Source organism: Variovorax sp. ISS6 (genome assembly GCF_056523145.1).
Window position 1 is genome coordinate 4380127 of record NZ_JAWRZC010000001.1, and the last position, 12514, is coordinate 4392640.

A 12514-nucleotide genomic window follows, 5' to 3' on the forward strand; every position below is an offset into this window, starting at 1 on the left:
GATGGAGACGCACGAGCGGGCGCCAACCCTGTAGGACGCGGTCTCTCTTCGGTTCATCGTGGCTGCGTTCATTTCCCGTCGCGCTCCAGGCAGTCCCAACAGGCCGCCATCGCGATGCGCAGCTGCATCTCGACCGTGCGCACCGAGATGCCCATGCGCTCGGCGACCTCGGCATACGAGAGCCCGTCGAACTTGTAGAGCACGAAGGCCTCGCGGCAGCGCGGCGGCAGGCCGTCGATGGCGGCGATCATCGCGGCCAGCCCCTGGCTCGAGGCCAGCGCCGCGTCGGGCTCGAAGCTCGCGGGGCCCATGCAGTCGTCGGGCTCGCCCAGGCCGTCCTCGGTCGCGGCGTCCGCCAGCCCGGCGCGCACGCTGCTGCGCCGGTGATGGTCGGTGACCAGGTTGCGCGCGACCCGGTAGAGCAGCGCGCGCGGATCGCGCACCACGCTGCCCGCGCGCTGCGCCTCGTAGACGCGCGCATAGCTCTCCTGCGCGAGGTCGGCCGCGGTGGCGCGGTCCGGCACCTTGCGGGACAGGAAGTTCAGCAGTTCGCGGTAATAGCGTTCGAACACGGGCGCGCCGGCACCGGCAAGGGTGGGTCGAAGTCCAGGAGGCAGGTTGGCTTCGACGCGGCGTGGCTGACCTGAGGCGGTTCAAGGGAAGGCGGGGAGCGCGGATTATCGCGGGCTTTCCGGACGGGATAACCCCGGGGCGCAATCAGAAACTTCCGATGGCCGCCACCGGGGCCGCCCGCCTCCAATAGGCGGCGTGCTGCGCGAGGCACGCGATCCACAACATCCAAGGAGGCCCCCATGTCGTCGAACCGGACCCGGCAATTCATCCGCCTGCTGCTGGCGCTGCCCCTTCTGATCGCATCGCTCGGCTTCGCGGGACCCGCGGCCGCCGGCCAATGGAAGGACGGCCTCTACATCGCCGGCTGGCCCTTCCTGCTGAACACCTACGCCTACAAGGTGTGGCTGCCCTCGGGCTACGACGCCAGCCTCCTCGCGGGCCGCAAACTGCCCGTGATGCTGCTGCTGCACGGCTGCACCTCGGACCCCGAGAACATGGCCGAGGTCAGCCGCATGAACGAGCTGGCGGACCGCGAAGGCTTCATCGTCGTCTATCCGCGGCAGTCGATCCTGCGCAATCCGATGCGGTGCTGGAACTTCTACCAGCCCGAGAACCAGGCGCGCGACTCCGGCGAGCCGGGCGCGATCCAGGCGATCCTGCAGGAGGCGATGAACACCTATTCGCGTGTCGTGGACCGCAACCGCGTCTACGTCGCGGGCATCTCGGCCGGCGGCGCCATGACCGCGACCATGGCGGCCTGCTACCCCGAGGTGTTCGCCGCCGCGGCGGTCCATTCGGGCGGCATGTACAAGGCCGCCACCGATCCGCTGCACGGCCTCGAGACCCTGCTGACCGGCAGCAGCGCCGCCCCCGACGTGCGCGGCCAGGATGCCTGGGAGTGCGGCGGCAGGCGCGCGCGCCTGATGCCCCTGCTGGTCTTCCACGGCACGGCGGATGCCGTCGTCAATCCGAAGAACGGCAAGCAGGTCGCGCAGCAGTTCGTGCAGCTCGACGACATCGCCGACGATGCCAGGGACAACGATTCCGTGCCGTTCCAGAGCCCGGCGGGCCAGGTGTCCTACGACGACGGCTTCAAGCGCAACCTGCCCAGCAGCACCGAATCGATCGCCGGCACGGCGGACAAGCATGCCTACCGCAAAGAAAACTACCTGAGCGCCGACAAGACGAAGATACTGGTCCAGATGTACACCATCGACGGCATGAACCACGCCTGGAGCGGCGGCAAGCCCGGCATGCTGTTCAGCGATCCCCAGGGCCCCGACGCCTCGCGCATCACCTGGGACTTCTTCAAGGCCTACACGCTGGACGGCAATGTCGCGCCGCGTTGAGCCGCCACCGTTGGACTGAAGCAGGCCATGGCGCAGGACCCCTCGCTGCCCGACATCCCGTTCCATGCGATCGTCGAGCAGTCGCTGGCCGGCATCTACGTGCTGCAGGACGAATGCTTCGCCTATGCCAACGCCACCTGGGCCGCGCTGGTCGGCTACACGCCGCAGGAGATGATCGGCGCCCACCTCGATCGCTTCGTCCCGCCCGACTTCCTGCCCGAGGTGCTCCGGCGCTACCACCTGCGGCTGGACAGCAATCCGCCCAGCCTGCGCTTCATCACGCGCGGGCTGCATCGCGACGGCCGCACCATCTACATCGAGGTGCACGGCACGCGCATGATGTTCGGCGGCCGCCCGGCCGTCATGGGCGTCGGCGTCGATGTCACCCAGCAGCTGCGCAACGAGCAGGAGCTGCGCGCCTCGCAGCAGCGCCTGCGCGACCTCGCCGCCCACACGGCGCGCACGCTCGAGGAACAGCGCCAGAGCTTCGCGCGCGACATGCACGACGTGCTCGGCGGCATGCTCACCTCGATCAAGATGGACGCATCGCGCGTGCTCAAGCGCAGCGAGGGCGAGGAGACGCGCGCGCTGGTCCAGGGGATCCTGGGGCTGACGCAGCAGACCATCGACGCGGTGCGCAGCATGTCCGAGGCCCTGCGCCCGAGCGCGCTCGACCACCTCGACCTGTCGGTCGCCGTCCGGCGCGACCTGCAGGAGTTCTCGCGCCGCCATGGCATCGCGCACCGGGTCCAGGCGCAGGAGATCTCGGCGCGCCTGTCGCCCCGTCGCGCCCTCGCCGTCTACCGCATCTTCAGCGAGGCGCTGACCAACGTGGCGCGCCATTCGCAGGCCATGCTGCTCGAGGTCGCGCTGGAGCCCGCCGGCGACGAGCTCGTGCTCGCCATGCACGACGATGGGCAGGGCTTCGACCCCGCGACGGTGGCCGGCCCCGCGCTCGGCCTGCTCGGCATGAGCGAGCGCGCGCACGAGATCGACGGCACGCTGCGCATCGACGCGGCGCCCGGCCAGGGCACGCGGCTGGAGCTGCGCGCTCCCCTGCTCTAGCAACGGGAGACGGCCCATGATCGACCTGCTGATCGTGGACGACCACGCCATCTTTCGCTCGGGCCTGCAGCGGCTGATGCTCGACGAAAGCGACATCCGCGTGGCCGGCCAGGCCAGCAACGTCGGCCAGGCGCTCGAACAGCTCCAGCAGGGCCGCTTCAGCCTGGTGCTGCTGGACATCAACCTCGAGGGCCGCAGCGGCCTCGACCTGCTGGCCTCGATCCGCATCAAGTGGCCGCGGCTGCCGGTGCTGGTGCTCTCGATGTATCCGGAGACGCAGTACGCGCTGGTGGCGATCCGCGAAGGCGCCAACGGCTATGTCGCCAAGGATGCCGAGCCCGCGGAGCTCATGGACGCCATCCGCCAGGTGGCCGCCGGCGGGCAGTACGTGGGCCACCGCATCGCCTCCCAGTTGCACGAGCAGGCCGTCGGCCTCGACACGCGCCCGCCCCACCAGCGGCTGACGATGCGCGAGCACCAAATCATGCTGATGCTGCTCAAGGGCATGTCGCTGACCCACATCGGCGAGGAGATGCTGATCAGCGTGAAGACCGTCAGCACCCATCGCGCGAACCTGCTCGAGAAGCTCGGCGTGGCGAGCACGGCCGAGCTCGTGCTCTACGCGGTGCGCAACGGTCTGATCCACTGACAAGGTGTGGGCGCCGAGCGCCCTTGGGCAAACACCTACCCCTGATCGGAATAGTCTGATCGCCGCGCGAAGCCGCGCTGCCTAAGCTGGCGGCGGCACGCGGCTGGAGGACTCCGGTGGGTCTTCGACGCGTGCCGCATCGACAAGGAAAACAACGGATGACATCGAGACAAAGCCGGACCGTGGCGCCATGGATCGCCGCGGCCTTCGTGCTGCTGGCCGCGGGATGCGGCGGCGGCGGAAGCAGCAGCGCCTTCCTTCCCCTGCCGCCGGCGGGCGGCGGAACGACCGCCCCCGCGGCCGCAAGCCTCAAGGTGCTGTCGACGCGCGCCGACATGGTCAGCGGCGGATCGGCGCTCGTGGAGGTGGTGCTGCCGCCGTCCGCGAACCGGTCGAGCCTCAAGGTCAGCCTCGGCGGCACCGATGTCTCCGGTGCCTTCAAGCCCAACGGCCAGGGGCGCATCCTCGGCCTGGTGAGCGGCCTCGCGATCGGCGCCAACAAGCTGACGGTGGCCGCCACCGACAGCTCCTTCGCTGCGGCGGCGCTGGTCGTCACCAACCACCCGGCGCAGGGGCCCGTCTTCTCCGGTGTCCAGTCCCTGCCCTACGTCTGCGCGACGCCCGCCGCCACGCCCGGCGACGCCACCACGCCCGCGACCAATGCCAGCGGCCTGGCCGGCAGCGCGACCGACGCGCAATGCGCGATCGCGACGCAGCGGCGCCTGTTCTACCGGACCCTGACGCCCGTCTCGGTCGCGGCGGGCGACGGCGGCTGTTCCTTCGTGCTGCCCGACCCCTCGCCCTCGGCCCCCGGAACGCCCGCCTCCACGCCCGCGAACTCCTGCTTCCAGCCCTACGACGCGGCGAGCACGCCGCTCGCCAAGGTCGCGAAGACCCGGCCCGACGGCCTGGCCGAATCGGTGCCGTACATCGTCCAGATCGAGCGCGGAACGATCAACCGCGGCATCTACGACATCGCGGTGCTGATCGACCCGACGCGCGCCTGGAACCCCGCCGACCCGCAGCCCCAGTGGAGCGGCAAGGTCGTCTATTCCTTCGGCGCCAGCACCGGCCAGCCGCGCCTGCAGTTCCGCAGCTCGCAGAACTGGGCCGACGACGCGGCGCTGTCGCGCGGGATGATGGTGGTGGCCAACGGCCTGACCGACTCGGCCTACAACGCCAACCACGTGCAGCACACCGAGACGGTGATGATGATGAAGGAGCACATCGTCGATACCTATGGCGAGATCAAATACACCATGGGCAACGGCTGCTCGGGCGGCTCGATCATGCAGAACACCACCGCCTCGATCTACCCGGGCCTGCTCGACGGCATCCAGGTGCAGTGCGACTACAGCGACACCACGACCACGGCGACCGAGGTCGAGGACTGCGTGCTGCTGGTGAACTACTACGCCTCGCCCGCGTGGAAGGCACTCGTCGCCGGCATGTCCCCCGCGCAGGTCAACGCACGCAAGGCCGCGATCAACGGCCACCAGGACCAGCTCGGCTGCCATTCGTGGAACAACGCCTTCGGCCCCTTCTTCAAGCCCGGCAACTACGTGATCCAGGCCGTGATCGACGCCGACGGCAACATGGCGCCCTTCGGCGCGCCGAGGAACAACTGCGGCCTGCCCGCCGCGCTGGTCTACGACGCGAAGACCAATCCCGCCGGCGTGCGCTGCACCGACGTCGATGCCGCGATCCCCGTCTGGGGCACCGCGCCGGGCACGCGCCGCGCCAACCTCACCTACGACAACACCGGCATCCAGTACGGCCTGAAGGCGCTGCGCTCGGCCGCGATCACGCCCGAGGAATTCGTCGTGCTCAACGAGAAGATCGGCGGGCTCGATGCCGACAACGAACGCTCGCCCGCCCGCTCGGTGGCCGACGCGGCCGCGCTGCCCATCGCCTACCGCTCGGGCAACGTGGGCAGCGGCCTGAACTTCTCGAAGCTGCCGATCATCGATGCGCGCGGCCGCGACGAGACCGGCATCCACCACACCTGGCGCAGCTTCTCGCAGCGCGACCGCATCGACGCGGACGCCGGCGGCCATGGCAACCAGGTCATCTGGCGCTTCGGCCCGGGGCTGGCGGCCTCGGCGTCGATGACGCTCGACTCCTTCCTCGGCATGGACGCCTGGCTCAGCGCACTGAACACCAGCGCGCCCAAGGCCTTCGTGAACGATGCGCGGACCCAGCAGCAGGTGGTCGCGGCCAGGCCGCGCTCGGTGTTCGACTTCTGCTACCTGTCGAGCGATGCGACGCAGACCACCAAGGTCACGGACCCTGCCGTTTGCGATGCCGATCCGGGCCTGGTGCTGCGTGCCTCGCCGCGCCAGGTCGCGGGCGGCGCGCGCACCGAGAACATCCTCAAGTGCCAGCTGAAGCCGATCGCCGCGGCCGACTATGCGCCCTCGACCCTGAGCGATGCGCAGCTCGGCCGGCTGCGTGCCGTCTTCCCCGACGGCGTCTGCGACTTCGCCAAGCCCGGCGTCGGCCAGCAGCAGCCCGCGGGCCTGCTCGACTACAGCGCGGTGACCGGCGGTGTCGTGCTGCCGGCCGCGCCGGTGTCCTCACCGCTGTAGCCGAACGCGCGAGGCTCAGGCCGCGAAGCCGTAGAGCGCGGCCGGGTTGTCGACCAGGATGCGCCGGCGCGTGTCCTCGCTCGCGGCCCACGAGAACAGCAGGTCGTACAGCGGCGCGCTCTCGGGGCGCGGATCGCGTCCCGGGTGCGGCCAGTTGCTGGCCCACAGGCAGCGCTCGGGAAAGGTCTCGGCCAGCGTGCGCGCGAGCAGGCTCACGTCGTCGTAGCCGGGCGCGCCGCTCTTCGAGGTCTCGTAGGGCGCCGAGAGCTTGATCCACACGCGGCCCGCGTCGATCACGCGCAGCAGCGACTGGAACGAGGGATGGCTGGGCGCCACCGGCTCGAGGAACTTGCCGTTGTGGTCGAGCACCAGCCGGCACGGCAGCTTCCTGAGCACCTCCTCGTGCTCGGGCATGGTGCGGCCGTCGAGCTGCAGGTTGATCATCCAGTCGGCATCGGCCATGCGCGCGGCCATGCCCGGCAGCGACTCCCAGCCCAGCACGCCGCCGATCATCATGTAGCGCACGCCGCGCATGCCGCCCGCATGCAGGCGCGCGATCTCGGCGTCGGGCGCATCGGGCGCCAGCAGCGCGATGCCGCGCGCCGCCTCGCCGAACTGCGCCAGCGCATCGAGGGTGCAGCGGTTGTCGAAACCGTAGCCCGTGGGCTGCACCACCACCGCGCGCTCGATGCCCAGCGGCTGCTGCACCTGCTCGCGGTAGGCCGACACCGGCGAATGCGGCGGCACCCAGGCGACGTTCGGGATCAGCGGGAAGCGGTCTTCGTAGATGTGGACGTGGCAGTCGCAGGCGCCGGCATAGCGCGCGTTCCGGGTCGGTTCCATGGGGGCTCTCGGTGGATGGGGAAAGGGATCAGGCCGGCACGCCGAAGGCCTGGCGCCAGCGACGGGCCTCGGTGGCATTCACCGCGCCCTTCGGTACCCGGCCCTGGAAGATCTCGGCCAGCTGCGACACGGTTTCCATCGCCTGGTGCTCGACCGCGGGCGGCGTGAGGCCGCCGATGTGCGGCGTGGCGATCGCGCGCGGATGGCGCGCCACCACGGGCGACGGCATCTGGTCGGGCGCGCGGCCCACGTCGAGCGCGCAGCCCGCGATCGTGCCGGCATCGAGTGCCGCGACCAGCGCATCCTCGTCGACCAGGTTGCCGCGCGCGGCATTGATGAAGAAGGCGCCCGGTTGCATCGCCGCGAAGGCCGCGGCGTTCATGAGGTTCTCGGTGTCCTCGGTGGCTGCCGCGAGGCAGACCACGAAGTCGGACTGCGCGAGCAGCTCGTCGAAGCCGGCCTGCGCGATGCCGGGCTGCGCCACCACCGCGAAGGGATCGTGCACCACCACGCGCATGCCCAGCGCCTGCGCGACGGTGCAGAGGTAGCGTGAGATTTGCCCGTAGCCGATCACGCCGAGCGTGGCGCCGCGCAGCTCGCGGCCCATGGCGGGCGGCACCGGCAGGCCCGCGTGGTAGAGCGCGGTGGAGGTGCTGATGCCGCGCGCGAGGTCGATCATCGCGCCCACGATCCATTCGGACACCGAGGCGATGAAGCCCGCGCTGGCCTGCGTCACCAGCACGCCGTGGCGGCTCGCGGCGGCGAGGTCGATGTTGCGGATGTCGATGGCGCAGCGCACGAAGGCCTGCAGCTTCGGCAGCGCGGCGAACAGCGCCTCGTCGCCCACGGTCTGGCGGTAGGAGACGATGGCGTCGCAGTCGCGCGCCAGTTCGGCGATCTCGTGCGACGAGAGATCGCGGTCCTCGGGATTGAAGCGCACCTGCGCGAAGGCGCGCAGCGCGTTGCTGGCGCGCTCGCCGAAGTAGTGGGCGAGCTTGCTCTGGGGATGGCTGACGAAAACCGTGGTCATGGACAAGGCAGGAAGAAAAGAAAAAGGCGGCCTCAGCCGCGCGGCGGCGCCACCGAGTCGCGCGCCACCAGCGTGGGCGCGAACAGGAACTCGCCCGCGGGCAGCGCGCCGTCGGCCAGGCGGCTCATCACGCGCTCGACCATCACCTGCGCCATCTCGGGCACCGGCACGCGCACCGAGGTCATCGCGGGGTACATCAGGGTGGAGAGGAACACGTTGTCGATGCCGACCACCGACACGTCGTCGGGCACCGCGAGCCCGGCATCGCGAAAGCCCGCCATCAGACCGTAGGCCAGCAGGTCGTTGACGCCGACCACGCCGGTGGGCCGCTCGGGCAGCTGCGCGAGCTGGCTGGCCTGGGTGCGGCCCAGCTCGCTCATCATCGAGTCGCCGTACTCGTCGACCGGCAGCCCTTCGACCACACGCGCGCTGCTCTCGAGGCCGGCTGCGCGCGCGGCCGCGAGAAAGCCCTGGATCTTCTCGTTGCGGCTCATGGTGCGCCCCGATGGCGTGACGAAGGCCAGCCGCCGGTGGCCCCGTTCGATCAGGTGCGCGGTGGCGATGCGCGAGGACTCGAAGCTGTCGACCGTGACGTGGTCGATCACCGAGTCCTCGCCGGGCGTGGCGCGCCGGTCGTAGCTCACCACCACCAGGCCGCGCTCGGCCGCGGCCTCGACGTGCTGCTCGTCGATCAGCGAGGAGATGATGATCACGCCGCGCACGCCGTGCGCCATCAGGTCCTCGAAGAAGCGCGCCTCGCGTTCCTTCTCGCGGTAGGTGTTGCCGATCATGATGCGAAAGCCGTAGCGCTCCTGTGCCAGCGCCTCGACCTCGCGCGCGATGAAGCCGTACATCGGGTTGGCCATCGAAGGCACCAGCAGGCCGATCAGCGGCGTGTGGCCGGTCTTGAGCTGCCGCGCCGAGGTGTTGGGCCGGTACTTGAGTTCGCGGATGGCGTCCTGCACCCGCTCGAGGGTGGCGGCCGCCATGCGGTCCACGCGGCCATTCAACACGTTCGACACGGTGCTGGTCGAAACGCCCGCGCGCTGGGCGACATCGCTGATTCTGCTCACGGTTTTCGGGGTCCTTTCGGGTTCATCGCGGTCCTGCGGTCGTGCCTCGTCACAGCCCCATGCGCGTGGGCAGCCAGACCGAGAAGGCCGGCACCAGCACCAGCAGTACCAGGGTGACGAACAGCACCGCGAGGTATTTCATCATCGGCCGCGCCACGTCCTTCACCTGGGTGCCGGTGATGGCGCAGGTGGCGAACAGCCCCAGCCCCACCGGCGGCGCGAACAGGCCGAAGCCCATGGCGATGACCATCACGGTGCCGAAGTGCAGCGGATTGACGCCCAGCTGCGCCGCGATCGGTGTCAGCAACGGCCCGAAGATGATGAGCGCGGGCGCGCCCTCGAGGATGGCGCCGAACACGATCATGATCAGCACCGAGAGCATCACGAACATGGTGCTGCCCCATGCGTGCGCGAACTCGATCATGAACGACGACAGGTACTGCGGGATCTGCTGGATTGTCAGCGCAAACGAGAGGCTGGAGGCGGCCGCCACGATGAACAGGATGCTGCCCGCCATCGAGGCCGAGCGCACGAACAGGCGCGCCACCGACGACCAGGTGAGCTCGCGGAAGGCCAGCCAGCCCACCACCAGCGCGTAGACCACGGCGAAGGACGAGACCTCGGTCGAGGTCGCGACGCCCGAGGTCACGCCCTTGCCGATCATCGCCACCATCACCAGCGCGACCAGCGCGCCGCCGAGCAGCCGGAACATGGGCGTGCGCACGTCGAAGGCCTGGTCGGGGTCGATGCGCGCGCCGACGTAGATGGTGACCGCGGCCAGCGAGAGCGCGAGCACCACGGCGGGCACGAGGCCGGCCATGAACAGCCCGGCGATCGAGATGTTGGCGACGAAGCCCATGATGATCATGTTGATGCACGGCGGGATGGTCTCGGCCATCACCGCGGTGCAGGCCAGCAGGCCGGCGGTCTCGTTCGGGTCCTGCTTCGTCTTGCGCACGGCCGGCATGATGATGCCGCCGACCGCGGCGATGTCGGCCAGCTTCGAGCCCGAAACGCCCGAGAAGAAGGCGGTGGCCGTGATGGTGATCAGGCCCAGGCCGCCGCGCAGGCGGCCGAACATGCGCAGCAGCAGCTCGATCAGCCGCGAGGACATGCCGTTGGATTCCATCAGCAGGCCGGCCAGCACGAAGAAGGGAATGGCGAGCAGCACGTAGTGGTCGGTGCCGGCCATCACCTGCTGCGAATAGACCAGCATCGGCAGCGACGGATCGGCCATGAAGAACACCAGCGACGAGAGCGCGAGCACGAAGGCGATCGGCACGCCGAGCATCAGGCCGCCGAGGAAGCCCGCGGTCAGCAGCATCCAGGGCGCGATGGCGTGGCCGGGCACGAAGGCGTTCCAGCCCACGACGGCGGCGGTGAGCGCGATGCCGACGGCCAGGGTGCTCCACACGCGGCGCGCCGGTCCGTTGACGGCGTTGGCGAGGCCGAACAAGGTCATGAACAGGCTGCCGATGACCACCGGGTAGACGTAGATCCACTGCGGCAGGCCGATCGGGGTGGTCATGTTGTAGGCGTCGAGCAGCAGCTCCCACGAGGAGACGAGCAGGCTGGCCGAGACGCCGACCACGATCCAGTTGCCGAACTGGATCAGCGCGGGCTGCCAGCGCGCGGGCAGCAGGCCGCGGAACAGGTCGACGCCCACGTGCTGGCTGCGCGCGAGCACGGTGGCGGCGCCGAAGAAGACCTGGATCACCATCAGCGCGCGCGCGACCTCCTCGGCCCAGTCGAAGGGGTCGTGCAGGAAGTAGCGGAACACGACCGAGACGAAGACGATGAGAACATCGATCGCGAGCACGACGCCCGCCACGTTCTCCATGGCGCGCGTGAGCCAGGCGAGGCCGCGGCCCGCGGGGTGGGCGGTGCTGAAGCCCAGGGCGCGCGGATCGTGGCCATGGCCCGCGGCCGGCAGCGGCGACACGGGCGGCAAAACGGGCGTGACCGGAGCCATCGGAGGCAGGACGCTGGACATGCCGGTCAGGCGCGGGCGGCGTTGATGGCGGCGAACAGCGGCCCGGTCTCGGGATACTGTTTGGCGAAGGCCGACCAGAGCCTGGCCTCCATCTCCTTGCGCACCTGGTCGCGCTCGTTCTTCGCCATCGGCGTGAAGCTCAGGCCCAGCTTCTTCAGTTCCTCGATGGCGCCCTGCCCTTTCTCGGCGCCGATCTGGCGCTGCTGCGCGGTCGATTCTGCCGCGGCCTTGAGGAAGGCCGGGCGCAGGTCGGCCGGAATGCGGTCCATGGCGCGGCGCCCGGCGATGCAGACCATGGGGCTGAACAGGTGCTCGGTCATCCAGCAGTGCTTGACGACCTCGTTGAGCTTGCTCGCGAGCACGGTGGCGGCATCGTGCTCGAAGCCGTCGACGACGCCGGTCTGCGCGGCCATGTAGAGCTCGCCGAAGGAGATGGGCGTGGGGATGGCGCCCATGATCTTGAAGGTCTCGATGAAGGCGGGCGTGGGCAGCACGCGCAGCTTGACGTTCTTCACCTCGGCCAGCGACTTCACGGGCTGCTTGGTGTAGACGTTGCGCGCGCCGTAGTGCTGGCCCCAGGTGATGACCTGGCAGCCGGTGCTCTTGACCAGCATGTCGTTGAGCTTGGCGCCGACGCCGCCGTCGAGGGCCTTGGCGACATGCTCGTAGCTGTCGAACAGGTAGCCGAGGTCGAGCATGCCGAACTGCGGCGTGACGGTGGCCCAGATCGAGGAGCCGGTGAGCATCATGTCGATGGAGCCGACCTTGACCTGCTGCACGACGTCGCTTTCCTTGCCGAGCTGGTTGTTGGGAAAGTAGTCGATGCGGATGCGCTCGCCGACGGCCTTCTTGAGGTTGACCTGCATGAGCTGGTTCCACGCGAAGTGCGAGGAGTTGAGGTCGGCGACGTGCGAGGACGACAGGCGCAGCGCGACGGTCTTGTCCTGCGCGGCGACGAAGGGCGTGAATCCCGTGCCGGCGGCCGCCATCGCGAGCGGCAGGGCCGACGATGACTGGACGAAGCGGCGGCGTGAAATCGAGGTCATGGCTTGTCTCCTGTGGGTCGGAACGCCCGTTTGGTGCCGTTTGGTGGAACGATTTACTGTATCGATACACAAGACGGGCGGCAATGTGGTTTCGGTAGGTGTTTTCCTTCGTAAACGGCGGTTTTTTGCGGCGCTGTGGACGCGTGCACAGGACAGCGGGTACTTCCCTCCGCGAATGTCCCCGGCCTTCGGGCTCCTCATTGATTTCGCTGCGGGAAGCACCCGCTGCCCTGGGCACGTGGGCGCTGCGGTGGTGCCGGCCGCACAACGACCGTCGTGTCCCGGCTCACGCCGACGGGGTACTC

Annotated in this window: 10 protein-coding genes; 4 read left to right on the top strand and 6 right to left on the bottom strand. The window is 69.5% G+C overall.

Translation table 11 applies throughout. The features are described 5' to 3' along the window. Positions 1 to 68 precede the first annotated feature (68 nt). Entirely contained in the window at positions 69 to 572 is a 504-nt protein-coding gene (locus tag AC1HIL_RS20430) for an RNA polymerase sigma factor (protein ID WP_057590277.1), read from the bottom strand. A 240-nt stretch (positions 573 to 812) separates the two neighbouring features. Between AC1HIL_RS20430 and AC1HIL_RS20435 the strand changes: the two genes are divergently transcribed. From AC1HIL_RS20435 to AC1HIL_RS20450, 4 genes are all read left to right on the top strand, one after another. Then, a complete protein-coding gene (locus AC1HIL_RS20435; RefSeq protein WP_479669881.1) occupies positions 813 to 1922 on the top strand; it encodes an extracellular catalytic domain type 1 short-chain-length polyhydroxyalkanoate depolymerase in 1110 nt (369 codons plus the stop codon). Between the two features lie 27 nt (positions 1923 to 1949). Next, complete coding sequence (locus AC1HIL_RS20440; RefSeq protein WP_479669882.1) at positions 1950 to 2987, top strand: PAS domain-containing sensor histidine kinase; 1038 nt, start codon at positions 1950 to 1952, stop codon at positions 2985 to 2987. A gap of 16 nt (positions 2988 to 3003) precedes the next feature. After that, complete coding sequence (locus AC1HIL_RS20445; protein ID WP_479669883.1) at positions 3004 to 3636, top strand: response regulator; 633 nt, start codon at positions 3004 to 3006, stop codon at positions 3634 to 3636. A gap of 158 nt (positions 3637 to 3794) precedes the next feature. Next, a complete protein-coding gene (locus tag AC1HIL_RS20450; RefSeq protein WP_479669884.1) occupies positions 3795 to 6224 on the top strand; it encodes a DUF6351 family protein in 2430 nt (809 codons plus the stop codon). Positions 6225 to 6239: 15 nt separating this feature from the next. On the opposite strand, the gene AC1HIL_RS20455 is transcribed toward AC1HIL_RS20450, so the two are convergent. Genes AC1HIL_RS20455 through AC1HIL_RS20475 form a run of 5 tightly spaced genes read right to left on the bottom strand, consistent with a single transcriptional unit; the run spans position 6240 to position 12209 of the window. Beyond that, the gene (locus tag AC1HIL_RS20455) at positions 6240 to 7067 is read right to left on the bottom strand and encodes an amidohydrolase family protein (RefSeq protein ID WP_261205704.1); all 828 of its coding nucleotides are present in this window, start codon (positions 7065 to 7067) and stop codon (positions 6240 to 6242) included. A 28-nt stretch (positions 7068 to 7095) separates the two neighbouring features. Further along, on the bottom strand, positions 7096 to 8097 hold the full coding sequence (locus tag AC1HIL_RS20460) for a hydroxyacid dehydrogenase (protein WP_479669885.1): 1002 nt from the start codon (positions 8095 to 8097) through the stop codon (positions 7096 to 7098). A 32-nt stretch (positions 8098 to 8129) separates the two neighbouring features. Further along, a complete protein-coding gene (locus AC1HIL_RS20465; protein WP_296735994.1) occupies positions 8130 to 9170 on the bottom strand; it encodes a LacI family DNA-binding transcriptional regulator in 1041 nt (346 codons plus the stop codon). Between the two features lie 49 nt (positions 9171 to 9219). Next, entirely contained in the window at positions 9220 to 11163 is a 1944-nt protein-coding gene (locus tag AC1HIL_RS20470; protein WP_479669886.1) for a TRAP transporter large permease, read from the bottom strand. Between the two features lie 5 nt (positions 11164 to 11168). Then, positions 11169 to 12209: a TRAP transporter substrate-binding protein gene (locus AC1HIL_RS20475; RefSeq protein ID WP_057590285.1), complete on the bottom strand. Its 1041-nt coding sequence runs from the start codon at positions 12207 to 12209 to the stop codon at positions 11169 to 11171. Positions 12210 to 12514: the final 305 nt, after the last annotated feature.